The sequence below is a fragment of the Bordetella genomosp. 13 genome (assembly GCF_007679965.1).
Classification (GTDB): Bacteria; Pseudomonadota; Gammaproteobacteria; order Burkholderiales; family Burkholderiaceae_B; genus Bordetella.
The window spans coordinates 186,602-205,851 of the sequence record NZ_VEHL01000003.1 but is presented as its reverse complement, the minus strand read 5'-3'; the positions used below and the strand labels follow the sequence as shown (position 1 = coordinate 205,851).

At 71.8% G+C, this 19,250-nt stretch carries 7 protein-coding genes; 6 read left to right on the top strand and 1 reads right to left on the bottom strand.

Annotated elements, in window-relative coordinates; genetic code table 11:
- Positions 1 to 2: 2 nt before the first annotated feature.
- Positions 3 to 1,322 (bottom strand): lipoprotein-releasing ABC transporter permease subunit, encoded by a 1,320-nt coding sequence (locus FS845_RS09635; protein WP_260986226.1) that lies wholly within the window; start codon positions 1,320 to 1,322, stop codon positions 3 to 5.
- A 256-nt stretch (positions 1,323 to 1,578) separates the two neighbouring features.
- Here FS845_RS09635 and FS845_RS09630 point away from each other — a divergent pair, with 256 nt between their 5' ends.
- The 6 genes from FS845_RS09630 (at position 1,579) to recJ (ending at position 19,224) form a co-directional block, all read left to right on the top strand.
- Positions 1,579 to 2,250, top strand: a complete 672-nt coding sequence (locus FS845_RS09630; protein WP_144633574.1) for an STN domain-containing protein — start codon at positions 1,579 to 1,581, stop codon at positions 2,248 to 2,250.
- Positions 2,247 to 2,768, top strand: a complete 522-nt coding sequence (locus FS845_RS09625; RefSeq protein WP_144633571.1) for an RNA polymerase sigma factor — start codon at positions 2,247 to 2,249, stop codon at positions 2,766 to 2,768. Before FS845_RS09630 ends, FS845_RS09625 begins: the two co-directional genes overlap by 4 nt.
- Positions 2,761 to 3,699: a FecR family protein gene (locus FS845_RS09620; protein ID WP_144633568.1), complete on the top strand. Its 939-nt coding sequence runs from the start codon at positions 2,761 to 2,763 to the stop codon at positions 3,697 to 3,699. Before FS845_RS09625 ends, FS845_RS09620 begins: the two co-directional genes overlap by 8 nt.
- A gap of 253 nt (positions 3,700 to 3,952) precedes the next feature.
- The gene (locus tag FS845_RS09615; protein WP_144633565.1) at positions 3,953 to 16,384 is read left to right on the top strand and encodes a filamentous haemagglutinin family protein; all 12,432 of its coding nucleotides are present in this window, start codon (positions 3,953 to 3,955) and stop codon (positions 16,382 to 16,384) included.
- Positions 16,385 to 16,501: 117 nt separating this feature from the next.
- Positions 16,502 to 17,542, top strand: a complete 1,041-nt coding sequence (locus FS845_RS09610) for a hypothetical protein (protein ID WP_144633562.1) — start codon at positions 16,502 to 16,504, stop codon at positions 17,540 to 17,542.
- Entirely contained in the window at positions 17,524 to 19,224 is a 1,701-nt protein-coding gene (gene recJ / locus FS845_RS09605) for a single-stranded-DNA-specific exonuclease RecJ (protein WP_144633559.1), read from the top strand. Before FS845_RS09610 ends, recJ begins: the two co-directional genes overlap by 19 nt.
- Positions 19,225 to 19,250: the final 26 nt, after the last annotated feature.

The following is a 19,250-nucleotide window of genomic DNA, read 5'->3' as shown; positions in this document are numbered from 1 at the left end:
GCTCAGTCCTGCCGCAGCACCTGGGCCGGCTGCAGCCGCGAGGCGCGCCAGCTGGGGTACAGGGTGGCCACCAGCGACAGCGCCAGCGACGTGAGGCCGATGGACAGGATGTCGCCCATCTGCGGGTCGGACGGCAGTTCGTTGATGAAATACACCTCGCGCGCCAGGAAATGGATGCCCAGCAGGCGCTCGATGAAGGGCACGATGATGTGGATGTTGTAGGCGATGAGGATGCCGCCCGCCACGCCCAGCGCGGTGCCGATCACGCCGATCAGCGAGCCCTGCACGAGGAAGATGCGCGCGATCTCGCCGGGCCGCGCGCCCAGCGTGCGCAGGATGGCGACGTCGGACCGCTTGTCCTTCACGGCCATCACCAGCGAAGCCAGCAGGTTGAAGGCGGCCACGGCCACGATCAGCGCCAGGATCAGGAACATCATGCGCTTCTGCGTCTGCACGGCCGCGAACCAGGTGCGGTTGTTGCGCGTCCAGTCGCTGGCCATGACGTACGGCGGCAGCGACTGCTGCAGCTCGGCCGCGATCTCGGGCGCGCGCTGCATGTCGTTCACGCGCAGCCGCACGCCCGCCGTGCCGCTGTCGGCGAACACGGCCGCCGCGTCGCGGTCGTTGACGAAGGCCAGCGAGGAGTCGTATTCGTAGTGGCCCGACGAGAAAATGCCGGTGACGGTGAACTGGCGCATGCGCGGCGCGAAGCCGCCCGGCGGCATGGCCGCCTCGGCATTGGCATCCGCGTTGGCATTGGCATCGTTGCGGCCCTGCGGCGACAGCATCAGCACCGTGTCGCCCGCCTTCACGTTCATGGCCTTGGCCAGTTCCTCGCCCAGCACCACGCCGTAGCTGCCGGGCGACAGCGACTCGAGCTTGCCGCTGGTCATCTCGCGGGGGATGTCGGACACCGCGCCCTCGCTGGCCGGATCGATGCCCCGCACCTGCACCCCGCGCACGGCCTCGCCGCGCACCAGCATGGCCTGCGCCGCCACGAACGGCGCCTGGCCCGTGACCGCCGGGTTGGTGCGCGCGTCGCCGGCGAACTGCTGCCAGAGCGTGAGCACGCGCTCGGGCGCGGCGCCGGGCACGTAGAGTTCGATGTGGGGCAACACCGACAGCATGCGGTCGCGCACTTCCTTCTGGAAGCCGTTCATGACCGACAGCACCACGATCAGGGCGGCCACGCCCAGCGCGATGCCCGCCATGGACGAGGCGGCGATGAAGGAGACGAAGCGGTCGCGCCCGCGGCGCCCGCGCATGGAGGCCATACCCGCGTAACGGGCGCCTACCCAGAGTTCGTAGGGGATTTTCAGCACGAGCGGGATTATGGCATTAGTGAGTGCAGGAGCCTGGGCCCGGGTCGATATTGGAGCGCCGATGTGTCCCCAGGTTCCCCCGACCCCGTGGCGACGATCACCGCCGGCGCCAGGCAAACCGCCCGGTGCGCCGCCGGGACGAGCGGCCGTCATACTTCGGCCATATCCCGCCCCTAGACTTGCCGTCCGCTACCCTGCCGGGCCCTCTTTCCGTCCCTCTCGTGCCGGTCATCCCCACATTCTCGAGCGTTGCACCATGCGTGCGGCAGCCACACTGATGGCCGGCGCCGCGCTCGCCGCGTTGGCATCCGGCCTGGCAGGCATGCCGGCCTGGGGGGACACGCAGGTCCCCCGGACAGTGGCCGCCGAATCCTCGGACGCCTTTTTCGACCTGCCCATCCTGCCCCTGGCCGAAGCCCTGCGCCGCTATGGCGAGGCGGCGGACCGATCCATATTCTTCGAAACCGGCCAATTGGCGGGCCGGCGCTCCGCACCCGTGCACGGCCGGCTGGACCGCGACGAAGCCTTGCGCCGCCTGTTGGCCGGCACGGGCATGCGGGCCTGGCCGCTGTCGCCGCAGGTCGTCACCGTCGAGCCGGTGCCGTCCTCCGAAGCCGCCAGCCCGGTACGCGGCAGCGGCCCTGACCCCCACTACGACGGATACCTGCAACAGGCCGTCATGCGGGCGCTGTGCGCCGAACCCGGCCTGCGCGCCGACCGGCAGCGCATCGCAATGCGGTTCTCGGTGGCGTCCTCGCGCATCCAGGACCTGCGCGTGCGCGTGGCGGAGCAGCCCGAACTGGAGCCGCTGGTACGCCGCGCACTGACGAACATCTCGCTGACACAGCCTCCACCGGACGTGCCGCAGCCGGTGGTCATGATCGTGTCGCCGCAGGCCGCGGCGCGTTGGGGAGGCTGTCCGAAATGAGCGAAGGTCTGACGCGGCTGCAGCAACTGCTGGGGCAATGCTACGACACCCTGCGGCTGCGGGTGGCGCGCAGGCTGGGCGGTTCCACCGACATGGCATCGGACGCACTGCATGACGCCTACGTGCGGCTGGCCTCCATGCGAGACCTGGACCAGGTGCGCTATCCGCGCACCTATCTTGTGAATACCGCGGTCAACGCCGCCATCGACCGCATCCGCAGCGACTCGCGCCTGCTGGGCGACGACGAGATCGAATCGGTCTTCGAACAGGCACGCCAGGCCCAGCCGGGCGTGGATACCGAATTGGCCGCCCGCCAGCGCCTGTCGCAAGTGGTCGGGGTCCTGCAGGGGCTGCCTTCGCGCCAAAGCGCCCTGCTGGTGGCGCATCGCGTCAATGGCGAGGCCATCGACGCGCTGGCCCGACGCTGGGGGATTTCGACGCGCATGGTACGGCTGGAGATCCAGAAGGCCGCGTCCGCCTGTATGACGGCGCTGGACAGCGAGGACGGCAATGGTTGACCCAAGGCTGTCGGCCCAGGCGCGCGCCTGGGCGGTGAAGCTGAAAACGGGCCGTCCCTCCGTGCGGGACCTGGCGGCCTTGCGCGCCTGGTGCGCGCAAAGCCCGGCACACGCCCAGGCCTGGTCCCGCGCCGCGCACGACTGGCGGCAGGTCGAGGACGCGGCGCGGCGCCATGCCGCGACGCAGCCGGCGCCCCGCCCCGAGCGCTTCCGGCAACGCCGCCGGCTGTTCCTGGCCGGCGCCGTCTCGGGCGCCGGCGCCCTGGCCGTAGCGGGCATCGTGCGGCCTCCGCTGGGCCTGTGGCCATCCTGGCAGGACCTGGGCGCCGACTATCGCACCGCCCCCGGCGAGCAGCGCACCGTGATGCTCGCCCAGGCGGTGCGCGTCATGCTGAACACCCGTACGAGCATCACCGTGCACGATGACGCCGCCGCAGCGCGCATCGAGGTGCTGTCCGGCGAAGCCGCCGTTTCCGCGCCGCGCGCCGGATGCACCGTGGCCGCCGGCATGGGCCGGGTGGTGATGGACCACGCGGACCTGGAAATCCGGCGGCTGGCCGACGGACGCGTGCGCGTGCGCTGCCAGCAAGGCAGCGCCATGCTGCATCACCCCGTCCGCGCCGTGGGGCTGCGGCAGCGGCAGGAGGTGGTCTACGACGATCGCCAGGTCGGCCTGCCGACGCCGCTGGGACCGGCTGCGTCCGATTGGCAACAGGGCGTGGTGGTGTTCGACGACCTGCCTTTGGGCGAGGTGGTGCAGGAGATCAACCGCTATCGCGCAGGACGGGTGGTGCTGGTCGACACCGCGCTGGCCTCCCGGCGATTCTCGGCGCGCGTCAAGGTGGCCGACCTGGATGAGGCGCTCCGGTTGCTGGAGGCGCGCTATCACGTGCCGGTACGGCGCATGGGACAGCTGGTGCTGGTCGGCTAGCCGCGGCGCGCGCGGCGAGGGCCCAACACCAATGGCGTGACGTGTCACGAAATATTCACGGCAATTCATTTCCAGGTATCGGAAGTCAAACGTCTAGTGAACGTTGCTTTCCGCGGGACGCCACGTTCCCGTCCGACCTGGACTCGCCTAGACCATGACTTTTCCTGTTTCGTCGACTTCGCCCCCCCGCCGCCCCGTCCCGCGCTCCGCACGGTGCCCCGGTCGCGCGCCCTGGTCTCTCACGCCGCTGGCGGTGGCGCTGTCCGCGGCGCTGCTGACGGGGACCGGGCTGCCTGCCCAGGCCCGCGCAGGCAGCGGCGCGTGGTTCGCCGCGCCGCAGGCCGGCAGGTCGGCGCTTTCGTCGGGCAACCTGCAACGCGCGGGCAGCCTGTTGCCCGGCCAGGACGCCGCGGCGCGCCAGCAGGCGCAATCGCGGCAGCAACTGCAGCGTTCGCTGGACAACGTGAACCGTTCGGTGGCCGCCATCGCGGCGGCTCAGGCCGCCCAGGCCGCGCAGCGCTCGGCCGCGCAGGCGGGCGTCGGCGTGCCCGACGGCTATGCGCCGGGCGGCATTTGGGACAAGGATGCGGCGGGCAATGCGCTGGCCTGGAGCGGCGCGGACCGTCCTGCGGTGTCCAGCGCCGGCGGCAGGCCGACCGTGTCCATCCACCAGACCGCCGCCCGGGCCATCCTGAACTGGGATACCTTCAACGTCGGCCGCGATACGACGGTGCAGTTCCAGCAGCAGTCCACCGACGCGGTGCTGAACCGTGTCGTCGGCGCTGCCGGCAAGCCCAGCCAGATACAGGGCGCGATCAAGGGTGACGGCACGGTGCTGGTGGTGAACCAGAACGGCGTGGTGTTCAGCGGCAGCAGCCAGGTCAACGTGCGCAATCTGGTGGCGGCGGCCGCCGCGATCGCCGATGACCAGTTCACCCGCCGCGGCATCTACAGCCTGCAGGCCAACGGCAGCTACGATCCGGCCTTCACGGCCGCGCGAGGCACGGTGCGCGTGGAGGCCGGCGCGCGGCTGGCCACGCCGATGCCGCCCACGGCCACGCAAGGCGGGGGTTATGTGATGCTGCTGGGCGCGGACGTGCAGAACGCCGGCTCGATCACCACGCCGCGGGGCCAGGCGATGCTGGCGGCCGGCGACAGCTTCCTCATCCGGCGCGGCGTCGGCACCGATGCGAACCAGTACTCCACCACCCGTGGCAACGAAGTCCTGGGCCGTCTCGATGGAAGCGGTGCGTCGGGCCGGGTGGCCAATACCGGCCTGATCCAGTCGCCCGAGGGCGACATCACGCTGACGGGCCGCGCGGTGATCCAGGACGGCGTGGCGCTGTCGACCACCACCATCAACAACCGCGGCACCATCCATCTGTCGACCCCCGCCGACGACGCGCAAGGCACGGTCATCCTGGGCGGCGCCTCGACGACGGCCATCCTGCTGGACGACAGCGGCGGCACGGCCCTGGACAGCCAGCGGGACGCGCTGATCCGGGAGTCGGCCAGGCAGGACCAGGCGCGCCGGATCGCGGCGGCGGATCCATTCACCAACCTGTCGAAGCAGGATGACCGGCGCGACCTGTCGCGCATCGAAATCGTATCGGGCGGGACGGCGCAGTTCGACACGGGTTCGATGACGTTGGCCACGGGCGGCCAGGTGATGGCCGGCGCGGCCGGCCGCACGACGGTCGCCAAGGGGTCCACGCTGGATGCCGCCGGCGCCGTGGGTGTGCGGGTGGCGATGGAGTCCAACAACATCCAGATCAACATCCAGGGCAACGAGCAGCGCGATGCGCCCGGCGCGCGCGATGCCAAAAACCTGAACAACAGCGACGTATGGGTGGACCAGCGCACGCTGGTGCACGTGCTGCCCGGCGTGGGCGGCTACAACGGCGACCGCTGGTACACGGCAGGCGGCCTGCTGGAGGTCGGCGGCTATCTTGGACTGCAGCCGCACGGCATCGGCGAATGGGCCGCGCAAGGCGGCACCGTGGTGTTCGACGGCGGCGAACTGGTCACGCAGCAAGGCTCGTCCATCAACGTGTCGGGGGGCACGCTGGACGTGCAGAGCGGCAGGATCCACATGAGCTGGATGCGCGGCGCGGATGGCCGGCTGTACGAGATATCGACTGCACCGGGCGACCTCACGTACCAGGGCCTGTACAAGGGCTTCGAGGACACCCACGCGCGCTGGGGCGACAACGCCACGCGCTACTTCTACAACCCCGTCATCGCGCCGACCAGCCGCAACGAGCCGGGCTACACGGCGGGCCGCGACGCCGGCCGGCTGGTGGTTTCCACGAGGGCCGCCGTGCTCGAAGGCGATCTCGTGGCGGACACCTACCAGGGCATGCGCCAGGTCAACGCGGCCGACGGCGGCTGGGACGGCTATCTGCAATCGCAGAACGCCGCGGCGCGCGGCGCGCGGCTGATCCTGGGCAAGTACCAGACCGATTTCAAGTCCGACGCCGCCACCGCGCCAGCCGGCGTCTTCTACAACCTGACGCCGGCACAGCAGAAGATCGTGTTCGGCGCCCCCGGGGCCATCGCCGATGCGCTGATGCCGCCGGTGCGCGGCGCGCAAGGCGGCACGGACGGCGACGGCGGGGATCATGCGCCGGCCGCTCCCGTGCCGCTGCCCGCCGATCGCCAGAACGCCGTCTATATCGACAGCGCCGCGTTCGACCGCTGGCGGCTGGGCGGCATCCTGGCCGCCGCCAGCGACAGCCTGTCGGTGGACGGCGCCCTGCAGGTGGCGCCCGGCGGCACGATCCAGCTCCACGCCCCGCAGGTCCACGTGGGGGCGGACCTGACGGCGCGCGGCGGCGGCATCGTGCTGGGCGACGTGCTTTCCCGCACCGTGGTGGGCAAATCCGTGCTGGTCGCCCTGCCCGCGGGCGATGCGCCTGCCGAAACCGTGGTGGACGCGGACGTGGTCCTGGATGCGGCAGGATTGTGGACCAACCTGCGGCGGGACGCGGACGAGCTCGGGTTCCTGCCTTACCAGGACGGCGGCGCCGTCACGATCCGCAGCACCGGCGACGTGACACTGTCGCCAGGCAGCGTGATCGACGTATCTTCCGGCGCGGCGCTGCTGCGCGACGGCTCGCTGCATGGCGGCATGGGCGGCGACGTGGCGCTGGCGGCCGGTTTCATCGCCGACACCGGCGCCGCGGGCTCCGGCGCCGGCGGCCTGCTGCGGATGCTGGGCGACCTGCGTGCCTACGGCGTCGCGGGCGGCGGCACCTTGACGATCGAATCGGGCCGCGCCATCGGCATCGGCGCGGATCTGCTGGCCGGGAATGGCGTGCTGCGGCCGGGCCAGGCCGCCACGGTCAATCTGCGGCTGGCCGCCGACTACGTCGTGCATGCGGGGGAAATTCTGCCAGCGGACATGCAGGTGCCCGGCAGCACGCTGGTGCCAGGCCGGCAACTGGCCGAGGCCGCCACCCTGGCGCCGGACCAGACGGTGACCGTGCGCGCCCAATGGGCCGTGCCCTACACGCTGACCGTCTTCTCATCGACGGGCGACAGGTACATCGGCGGACAGATCGTGCCGGCCGGCACGGTGCTCACCACCTTCAATGGCGGACTGAGAACGGGCGACTATGTATCGGCCGAGTCCTTTCCGGACGGCCTGGCGCTCGTCGCGCCCGCGCGAATGCGGTTCCACACGGGCGATATCGCGATATCGGACGTGACCGCCGTTGCAGGCACGTACATCATGGCGGGCCAGGCCCTCGCGCGCCAGGCCGCCGTGCAATCCGTGACGCGCCTGGACGCGGGCCTGTTCCAGAGCGGCTTCGCACACTACGGGATATCGGCGCATGACGGCCTGACGGTCGCCGAGGGCACCGCGCTCGACGTGGCCATGCCGGTGCTGCACGTGGACCCTGCCGCGGTCCAGGCGCTGGCCACGGGCGGCAGCCTTGCGGCGCGCTTCGCGGCCTGGACGCCACCGCTCTATCAGGAAGATGCCGCACGCGCGACGCTGTCGCAGCGTGGCGGAGCCAGCCTCGCATTGCAGGCCGGCTCACCCGCGTCCGCCGTCGTGGCCTCGCCCTTGACGGTGGGCGCCGGCGCCACGGTCTCCGTCGATCCGGGCCAGTCCATCGACCTGCGCAGCAATGGCGGACAGGTGACGATAGAAGGCCGGCTGAACGCCTGGGGCGGCAGCATTTCGATCGCGACGTTGCCCGGGACGCAAGATGCATATCAGGCCTCCGCCACGCGTTCGGTGTGGATCGGCGACGATGCGGTGCTGGACGTCGCGGGGCGCGCCCATGTGGCTCGCGACCAGCAGGGCCGCGCCTATGGTGCCGCACCCGACGGCGGTTCGATCGACATCGGGATGAGCGATGCATTCATCGTCATCCGGCCGGGGGCGGTGCTGGATGCGTCCGGCGCGTCGGCGCAACTGGACGGGACCGCCGGCGGTCCGGCCACCGCGTTGCCGCGGCCGCTGCCACTGGCCGGCGCCGGCGGCAGCATCGGCCTGCACTCCTATGTCGGCATGGCCATCGACGGCACACTGTCGGCCCATGCCGGCGGACCCGGCGCGGCCGGCGGATCGCTGACCGTGGAGATGGCCAACCGGCTCTACACCCCGGGCAAGGAGATGATCGATGCCGCATACCAGGTGCTGCACAACCTGACGCTGGTGCAGCAGCACAGGCCCAGCGGGCTGGCCGACGGGCTGGCGCCGGGACAGGCCGATGCTGCCCTGCGATACGGCACCGCGGTGCTGGGCGTGGACCAGGTGCAGGCGGGCGGCTTCGACGCCCTGACGCTGGCGACGCACGACCTGCTCGTGTTCGACGGCGACATCGACCTGTCGCTGGGCCGCAGCCTCAACCTGCGCAACGGCTTCCTGTCGACCGCGTCCGCCACGCACGATGCGCAGGTGCGGCTGGCCGCGCCGTACATCCGGCTCAATGGCGGCAGTTGGGCAGGCACTCCCGGCTTCTACAGTCCGGGCGTGTACCAGGTGGGGGCCGGCCGCCACGTGGACGGCGCCAGCAGGCTGACCCTGTCGGCCGACCTGATCGATATCTACGGCCGCGTGCAGTCCGGGCTGGTGGGCATGGCCGGCGAGGGCTTCATCATGCCGCCGTCGGGCTTCTCGGGTGTCAGCGCGCCGCGGGCCGTCGAGGCGCCGGGCTTCGCCACCGTCGCGCTGCAAAGCACGGGCGACGTGCGTCTTAACAGCGGCGGCGTGCGCCTGAACGACCCGTTCGCCCTGCTGGTCAGCGGCGACCTCACCATCGATGCGGCGCAGATCTATCCGGCCAGCGGCCAGCGCGGCATGGTGGTGGCCGGCGTGGTCACGCAGGACAACGAAAGAATGGGATGGGACGCGGGCCGCAGCCTGGTGATCCGCTCGAACGGCCGACCCGCGCCCGTGCCCGATTCCGTGTTCGGCGTGCTGATACTGGCCGCGCCGCTGCTGGACCAGGGCGGCGTGGTGCGCGCGCCCTTGGGCACGATCGCGTTGAACGACAAGGGCGGCGCGCTGAGCTTCACCGTATGGCCGGTCGTCCCGGCTCCGGACGGCACCCTCCAGCTGGTGCTGCGCGACGGCAGCCTGACTTCCGTCAGCGCGGCCGGCCTGGCGATGCCCTATGGCGGGACGTCGGATGGACTGACCTATCGCGGCGCCGACGGCACGCTCTTCAGCCTGGCCGGCAATGTCGTCAACCGTGCCAATCCCAACGAATCGCCAGATACGGGCGTGCTGCCGCAGGGAATCACGCTGGGCGGCGGTTCGATCGTTGCCGAGGCGGGCGCGGTGCTGGACCTGTCGGGTGGCGGCGACCTGCGCGGCGCGGGCTTCATTACCGGCCGTGGCGGTTCGGTCGACGTGCTGACCACGCCGCTGGCCAACGCCAATCCCGTGGCCAACCAATACAGCAATGCGGGCAACGCCGTCTATGCGATCTGGCCCGGCTATGCCTCGGACTACGCCCCGCTGATCGCGGACAAGGGCGCCGGCGATCCAGCCATCGGCCGCCAGATCACGGTAGGCGCTGGCGTGCCGGGCCTGCCCGCCGGCACCTATACCCTGCTGCCGTCCAGTTACGCGCTGATGCCGGGCGCGTACCGGGTCGAGATCGGCGCGCACGTGGGCGCCCTGGCCGCCGGCGTGGCCGCCACGTCCATCGGTTCGTGGGCCACCCAGGCCGTGCTGGCCACCGCCCACACCGCCGTGCGCGACGCGCTGCCCAGCCACGTGGTGATCACCCCTGGCCAGGCCGTGCGGCGGTTCTCGCAATACAACGAGATGCCGTACTCGGACTTCGCCACGTCCCAGGCGGCGCTGTTCGGCAACGTGCGCCCCATGCTGCCGTCGGACGGCAAGATCCTTGCCTTCAATCTGCAGCGCAACGACGAGGCCGTGACGCTCCGATTCGACGGCCGCGCCATCCTGGATGCGGCCCAGGGCGGCCTGCGCGGCCAGGTGTCGGTGGTTGGCAACGCGCCGATCGATATCGTGGGCGGTGCGGTGACCCAGCCCACGCCCGGCGCCATCACCGTGTCGGCCGATACGCTCAGCGCCTTCCGTGCGCGGACGCTGGCCATCGGCGGCCCGTACCAGTACGTGAATGGACAGGGTTCGCTCGACCAGGACACGGGCCTTTTCTTCAGCAGCGGCCCCTACGGCGGCGGGGCGGTCGAGGTGCATGACGGCGCGACGCTGCGCGCCGGCCAGATCTTCCTGGTGGGCAGCCAGATCACCGTCGACGGCTCGGCCGTGCTGGATACGCGCGGCATGGGAGAGCCCGGCATCGATTCCAGGCTGGGCTACCTGTACGGCGCCGGGTCCGACGTCGCCGTGCTGACGGTCAGCAATGGCTGGGTCGACTTCCTGCCATCACGGGGACCGGGACGCATGACGGTGCGCGACGGGGCAAGCCTGTTGACCGAGGGCACGGTGGCCTTCGCCGCGCCCGGCGGGCTGGACCTGGGCGAGGTGAACCTGGGCGCGCGCTACGTGGCCGTGTCGCAGGACCAGGTCAACATCGGCACCAGCGCCAGCCTGGCCGCGGCGCAGGCCGCCGGCACCCTGCAGCCTGGCCTGCGCCTGACGCAGGAGACACTGGACCGGCTGCTGCGCCCGTCCACGTCGGCCGGCGTGCCGGCGCTGGAGCGCCTGAGCCTGACGGCCGGCGGAGCGTTCAATTTCTACGGGTCCGTCGCATTGGACACGGGCGACTCGTCGGCGCAGATGGTGTTCAACACCCCCGCCTTCTATGGCCTGGGCGGCGATGGCGACGTGGTGCGCATCGCCACGCGCGATTTCGTGTGGAACGGCATTGCCGGCGGCGATGGCAGCAGCGCTGCTCCGTATGCCGGCGTGCAGCCGGTCGCGGTTCAGCCCGGCGGACCGGGGACCGGCAGCGGCCGGCTGCTCATCGATGCGCAGACCGTGCAGTTCGGCTATGACGTCCTGAGCCAGCCGCAGCGCCAGGCCGAACTGCCGCGCCTGGCGCTGGGCTTCGCGTCGGTGCAGATCGATGGCGCGCAGCGCATCACCGCCAACAACAAGGGCGTGCTGACAGTGGGCCAGTCGCAGGACGCCGATGGCACGCTGCACGGCGGCTCGCTGTCGCTGGTGACGCCGCTGTTGACGGGGCAGGCGGGCTCGGCCATGCGCTATGTCGCGAGCGGCGCGATCTCGGTGTCGGCGCCCGCGGGCGCGGCCGCCGGGGACACCGCCGCGGTGGACGAGCTGGGCGCCTCGCTGACGCTGCAAGGTCCCGGCGTGGCCTTGAACACGGCGGTGGCGCTGCCCAGCGGTTCGCTGACCATCGTCTCGGACGGCGACGTCATGCTGGGCGATGGCGCCCAGGTGAATCTCTCGGGCCGCGCGGTGACGTTCTTCGACATCACCAAGTACAGCTGGGGCGGCAGCGTCGACATCACCAGCGCCGGCGGCAACATCGTCCAGGCGGCCGGATCGCGCATCGACGTCTCGGCGGGCGGCGGCGACGCCGGCTCACTGGCCGCCCGCGCGGCGGCGGGCACGGTGACGCTGGGCGGCACGCTGGCGGGACAGGCAGCCGAAGGCTTCCAGGACGGCCGCTTCGCCTATACCGCGCTGCGCATCGGCGGCGATGACTTCACGGCGCTGAACCAGCGCCTGAACGATGCCGGCTTCTTCGGCGCGCGCGATTTCGTGCTAAAGACGGGCGACCTGACGGTGGGCGATGGCGTACGCGCGCACCAGGTCAGCATTGCCACCGACGGCGGCAGCCTCACGGTGGATGGCGCCATCGATGCCAGCGGCGACGGCCCCGGCCGCATCGAACTGGCGGCGCAAGGGAGCCTGACGCTGACCGGGCGCGCGGTGCTCGATGCGCATGGCAATACGCTGATCACCGACAGCTACGGCGCGCCGATCGACGCGTCCAACCGCGCCAGGATCACGCTGTCCGCCGTGAACGGCGCGGTCAGCCTGACTCCGGGCGCCACGCTGGATCTCGGCTCGCCCGACCACGTCGCCCGCGGCCATCTGGACATCAAAGCGCCGCGGGTGGGCAGCACCGGCGCCAGCGCCACCGACCCCGGCGGCACGGACCCGGCCACCCCGGCCAACGCCACCGGCGGCGACATTGCCATCGCGGCGTCCGGCCCGCTGACGATACGCGGCGCGCAGAGCATCGCGTTGAACGGCATGGCGCGGTATGGCAATGCTCCGGGCGACGGCAATGGCCAGGTGATCACTCAGGATTACCTCGATGCGATCGACCGGGACAGCCAGGCCTTCGACACTGCCGCGCGCGGCAATGCCGACCTGCAGGCGCGCACGGCCGGCCTGGCGGCCTACGGCACGGCCTGGCACCTGCGCCCCGGCGTGGAGATCGACAGCCGCACGCCGGGCGGCAACCTCACCGTCAAGGGCGACCTGGACCTGTCCGGCTACCGCTACGGTCCGGATGCCGACCGCGATCCGGCGTCGGCCCGGTATGGGGCGGGCGAGCCCATGGCGCTGGTGCTGCGCGCCGGCGGCGACCTGACCCTGCACGGCAGCATCAACGACGGCTTCGCGCCTGCGCCCGCCACGCCCGACGACGGTGGCTGGCTGCTGCGCCAGCAAATCGCGCTGGGCGGCCAGGCGGTGCCGCAGGACATCACGTTCGACATTCCCTTCTACGCGCCCTGGGGCGACTACTACTATCTGTTCCCCAGCGCCCTCACCGGCGTCGGCTACCCGGTGGTGCAGTCCGGCTCCGTCACCGACTCGACGGGTGCCTTCTACGGCCCCGGCGCCGAGATTCCGGGCCTGCTGTACGGCACGGTCACCATCACCGCCGGCACGGTGCTGACCTCCACGGTGCCTGGCGGCGCCGACATCCTGCTCAATGGCCCGCGAGCCGAACCGGGCCGCATGTGGGCCGTCTCGCCGATGCTCGCGGCCGGCAGCCTGTCGGCGTCGATCCGGCTGGTCAGCGGCGCCGACCTGGACGCCGCCGACAGCCGCGCGCTGCGGCCGGCGGCGCAACTGGCAGGACACGGCAACATGGTGCTGGACGACCCGCACAACGCCGCGACGACGAGCGTGCCGGTGCAGGCGCTCAGCGTCGTACGCACCGGCACGGGCGACCTGGACCTGTACGTCGGCAGCGACTACCGGCAGGACTCGCTGTACGGCGTCTACACCGCCGGCACGCAGGTGGCCGGCACCGGGCCGGATTCCGGCTACAACGCGCCGCGCGCCTTGAATTCCGATGGCACGGTGCTGGGCGCGCAGTACGGCGACTACGAAAGCACGCTGGCCGCGCAGCGCCTGTGGTTCACGCAGGACGGCGGCGACTTCACGCTGTCGGCGCAGGGCGACATCGTCGGCTACCTGCAGCCGCAGACGCTGTCGCTGGGCGATTGGCTGTGGCGCCAGGGCGGCGCCGAACTGGGCCAGCGCACCGCGTGGGGCCTGAACTTCGGCAGTTACGTGACCGATTTCACGGGCATCGGCGTGCCGCCCGCGCTGGGCCTGGCCGGCTATGCCGGGGTGGGCGCGCTGGGCGGCGGCAATGCCGCCGTCCACGCCGGCGGCGACATCGGCGTGGCCGGCAAGCAATGGAGCGGCCTGCTGGCCGCGGTCGCGGGCAGCGGCCGCGTCGCGCAGGACGGCACGCTGGCGCAGAGCGGCGGCGGCACGCTGACGGTCACGGCCGGCGGCCAGATCAGCGGCGGGCTGTACGCCAACCTGCGCGGCGACATCGCGGTGTCCGCCGCCGAGCTCGGCACTCTGGTGCTGAACGGCTACGGCACGGCCAATCCCGGGGATCCGCGTCCCGCCGATCCCTACACCGCCTATGCGTCGCAACGCCGCGACGCGGTGAATTTCGCGCCCGGCGACGGGGTGCTGCGCGTGCGTACGCTGGGCGACGCCGTCATGGGCGGGCTGCTGGACGCCGGCCGGGTGGGCGAGCGCACCGACACCCGGGCCTCGTTCAACGGCGCCGAAGGTTCGGCCGCCTCCTGGTTCACCTTGTGGACCGGCAGGACGGCGGTGGACCTGTACTCGGCGGGCGCCAACGTGTCGCCGTTCGGGGGGCGCAGCGTCGATGCCGGCGGGGTGTTCGACGTCGCCAACATCTCGCAGGTCGTTCCCGCCCACGTCAGCGTGGTGGCGGCAAGCGGCAACATCTACTACGACGATTTCTTCCAGGGACAGCCCACCCTGCTGATGCCCGCGGCCGATGGCTACCTGGACCTGCTGGCGCACGGTTTGATCACCGCGCAGTACTCCACCTCGGCCATCACCACGCTGGGCACGGCCTCGACGTCGATGGCCACCCCGCTGCACGCCGCCTGGCGCGTCGCGGGCGAGGATCATGTCCTGAGGGACTCGAATTACTGGGGCGACGCGGCCGCGCCGACGGACGTCCCCAGCATCTACGACTACCAGTACGACACCTACGCCCTGCAGGGCTCGGGCCTGGGCGGCACCCTGTTCATGTTCGGGCCGAATACCGTGACCGACGGCTCCGCCGATGGCCAGGGCGCGCTGTCGCACCTCTATGCCGTGAACGGAGACCTGCTGGGGATGAAGATCGGAAGGGCCGTCGCCAGCACCGGCAACGGTCCCGCCCAGACCTACTACCAGGCCTCCAAACCGGTCCGCGTCCTGGCGGGCGGCGACATCGTCAACCTCGGAGGCCTGATCGTCCAGGGCAACGCCACCGACGTCTCGGTGGTCGCCGCCGAGGGCGACATCCTCTATGCCGGTCTCTCGATCGCGGGCCCGGGCACGCTGGAGGTTTCGGCCGGCGGCCAGCTGTACCAGGGCAGCACGACCAGCCTGAACAGCCTGGGTCCCATCGCAAGCGGCGATACGCGGGCGGGTGCCGACATCGCGGTGCAGGCCGGCCTGGGTGCGGGCGCGCCCGGCGTGGGCGCCACTCGCTACGACGATTTCGCCCGCCTGTACCTGGATCCGGCCAACCAGGCCGACCTCGCGCCCGACCATCCGCTGGCCGACCAGCCGGGCAAGGTGGCCAAGACCTACGACATCGAGCTCGAACAGTGGCTGGGCGCCCGCTTCGGGTTCCATGCGGGTACGGCGGCCGATGCGCTGGCGTATTTCCTCGCCTTGCCTGGCGAGCAGCAGCGCATCTTCGTGCGCAAGGTGTACTACGCCGAACTGCTGGCGGGCGGCCGCGAATACAACGATGCGGCCGGTCCGCGCCTGGGCAGCTATCTGCGCGGACGCAATGCCATCGCAGCCCTGTTTCCCGAAACGGATGCACAGGGCAATGCCATCGCGCGCGTCGGCAACCTGACGATGTTCCAGTCGGCGCAGGGGGCCTTCGCCAACGCCGGCATCCGCACGGTCAGCGGCGGCGCCATCCAGACGCTCACACCCGGCGGGCAGACCATCGTCGGCATCGAGGGCGTGACGCCGGCGGTATCCGTGGGGACGCAGGTGGTGAACCCCGCGGGCCTGATCACCCAGGGCTCGGGCGACATCCAGATGTACTCGCGGGGCAGCGTGCTGCTGGGCCTGTCGCGCATCATGACGACCTTCGGCGGCGGCATCCAGATCTGGTCGGCCGAGGGCGACATCAACGCGGGCCGGGGTTCGAAGACGACCCAGGTCTATACGCCGCCTCGGCTGGTGTACGACGACGTCGGCAACATGAGGCTGTCGCCCAACACGCCATCGACGGGCGCGGGCATCGCCACGCTGGCGCCGATCCAGGAAGTGCCGCCGGGCGACGTGGACCTCATCGCGCCGCAAGGCACCATCGACGCGGGCGAAGCGGGCATCCGCGTGTCGGGCAACGTCAACATCGCGGCCCTGCAGGTGGTCAATGCGGCCAACATCCAGGTGCAGGGCGAGTCCAAGGGCATCCCGGTGGTGGCGTCCGTGAACGTGGGAGCGCTGACCAGCGCCAGCGCGGCGGCCAGCAGCGCGGCCACGTCGGCACAGGACGCCGTCGCCCGGTCGCGTGCCGCGGCGCAGCAGGCCCTGCCGTCCATCATCAGCGTGCAGGTGCTGGGCTTCGGCGACGAGACCGCTCCCACGCCTGCTTCGCCCGCCGCCCGGTCGCGGGAAAGAACCAGCGACTACACGCCCAACCACATGGTGCAGGTGGTGGGCCGGGGCGCCTCCGCGCCCGCGGGGGCGCGCGCGCTGACGGCGGACGAGCGCGACCACCTGGGCCTGTAGCGGGGCGCAGCGGGCAGCCGGGCAGGCGGCGGCAAGCCGCCGGCCCGTGCCGTCAAGGGCGGCGCTGGCGGCCGCCGGTCCGAGCAGTGCCGGATTCATCGCACTACAATCCCGGCCATGCTCATCGTCATTCCCGGCGCCCTGCCCCCGGCGTCCGTCGCGCCCGAACTGGCCAAGCGGCTGCCCAAACAGGCGCCCGCGCTGCATGCCTGGCTGCAGGCAGGCCAGGCCCAGGCCGAAGCCTTCGACGTGCACGCGCAGGGCTGTACGCCCTTCGAGGCGTGGCGGCTGGAACAGGCCGGCTTTCGCGGCCAGCCCGGCCTGCCCTTTGGCGCGGGCCTCGGTCCGCTGCTGGCCGCCCAGGCAGGCGCGGACGCCCCGCCCCCAGCCTTGCCCGCCGCGACGGGCGACGCCTCTGCCAGCTCCGCGGTGCCGCCTCCGGCCGCCTCCGCGGCGTCCGCGAACGCCCCCATCTGGCTCGCCGAACTGGTCCACATGGCCCTGGGCACCGATCAGGCCTCGCTGCTGGACCCGGACCAGATGGACCTGCGCCCCGAGGAAGCCGCGGCCCTGCACGCCGCCGCCGCGCCCCTGTTCGACGGCACCGTCTTTCGCGCGGAACCCTTGGCGCCAAACCGCTGGCGCCTGCACCTGCCCGAGGGCCTGCGCCCCCACACCGGCAGCCCGCGCGCCGTGGCCGGCCACAGCCTGAACGCCTGGTGGGCACAGGATGCCGCCATGCGGCCCTGGCGCCGCCTGGTCAACGAGATCCAGATGGCCTGGTACGAACATCCGGTGAACGAGGCCCGCGGCGCGCGCGGCGTCGCGCCGGTCAACGGCCTGTGGCTGTACGGCGGCGCCGCGCCGTGGGCCATGCAACCATCCGCCGGCGGCGTGCACGTCATCGCCGACCTGGACGCCGCGCATCGCGCCGGCGACTGGGCCGCCTGGCTCGACGCCCTGGCCCGCGTGGACCAGGCCCGCATCGCCCCGCTGGCCGGGCCGGCCAAGTCCGCCCTGCCCGCGCAGCCGACCGAACTGCTGCTGCTGGGCGAGGATCGCCGCGTCCGGCTCACCCTGAAACCGCGCACCGGCCTGCTGAAATGGCTGCCGGCGCCCAAGCACGACTGGAACACCTGGTGGTCTCGCCCCGTCTGACCGTACGCTCCTCCGACGCCGCAGCCTGCAGGCTGCTGGAATCCGCCGGCATCCATCCCCTGCTGTCGCGCCTGTGGGCCGCGCGCGGGGTCACGCATCCCGACCAGACGCGCCTGGCCTGGCCCGCACTGCTGCCGCCCAGCGGCCTGACGCATTCGGCGCACGCCGCCGGCGTGCTGGCCGACGCCATCCAGCAGCGCAAGAAGCTGCTGATCGTGGCCGACTACGACTGCGACGGCGCCACCGCCTGCGCAGTCGGCCTGCGCGCGCTGGCCGCCATGGGCGCGGACGTCGATTTCCTTGTGCCCAACCGCTTCGAGACCGGCTACGGCCTGTCGCCCGCGGTGATCGAGCTGGCTTGCACGCACCGCAGCGGCAAGCCCGACATCATCATCACCGTGGACAACGGCATCGCCAGCGTCGACGGCGTGGCCGCGGCCAATGCCGCGGGCATCGGCGTGGTGGTCACCGACCATCACCTGCCGGGCGACACGCTGCCCGACGCGCTGGCCATCGTGAACCCCAACCAGCCCGGCTGCGGATTCCCGTCCAAGAACCTGGCCGGCGTGGGCGTCATCTTCTACATGATGCTGGCGCTGCGCGCCGAGCTGCGCCGCCGCGGCGTGTACCCGGCCGACGGCGGACCGCGCCTGGACGCGCTGTCCGATCTGGTGGCGCTGGGCACCGTGGCCGACGTGGTCAAGCTGGACGCCAACAACCGCCTGCTGGTCACGCAGGGCCTGCAGCGCATGCGCGCCGGCCGCATGCAGCCCGGCCTGCGCGCTCTGTTCGCCGTGGCCGGCCGCGAGCCGCGCACGGCCAGCGGCTTCGACCTGGGCTTCGCGCTGGGCCCGCGCATCAACGCGGCGGGCCGCCTGGCCGACATGAGCCTGGGCATCGCCTGCCTGACTACCGACGACGAGGCCGAGGCGCTGGACATGGCGCGACAGCTCGACCAGATCAACCGCGAACGCCGCACCATCGAGGCCGAGATGCGCGAGCAGGCGCTGGCCGCCATGGCCGACCCGGCCGCCGCCCCCGGCGCCACGGTCTGCGTGTTCGATCCTGGCTGGCACCAGGGCGTGGTGGGCCTGGTGGCCTCGCGCCTGAAGGAAAAATTCTGGCGCCCGACCCTGGCCTTCGCGCCGGCGGGCGACGACGAGATCCGCGGCTCGGGCCGGTCGATTCCGGACGTGCACCTGCGCGACGTGCTGGACCTCGTGTCCAAGCGCCATCCCAACCTGATACGCAAGTTCGGCGGCCATGCCATGGCGGCCGGCCTGACGCTGGGCCGCAACGACTTCGCCACCTTCGCCCCCGCCTTCGACGCGGCCGTGCGCGAGCTGACCGGCCGCGACCGCTTCGAGCCGCTGATCGAGACCGACGGCGCGCTGGAATCCGGCTACGCCAACGCCGAAGTGGCCGGCCTGCTGCAGCAGCAGGTCTGGGGCGCGGGCTTCGCGGCGCCGCTGTTCCTGGACGAGTTCACCGTGCGCGCGCAGCGCCTGGTGGGCGAGAAGCACCTGAAGCTGTCGCTGGAGCGCGGCCACCAGCGCTTCGACGCCATCTGGTTCGGCCACGACCAGTCCGTGCCCGAGCACGTGCAGGTCGCCTACCGGCTGGAGCAGAACGTGTGGAACGGCATGGTGTCGGCGCAGTTGGTGATCGAGCACGCCGAATAGGCTGCGGCACCGGGGGAATGCGCGGC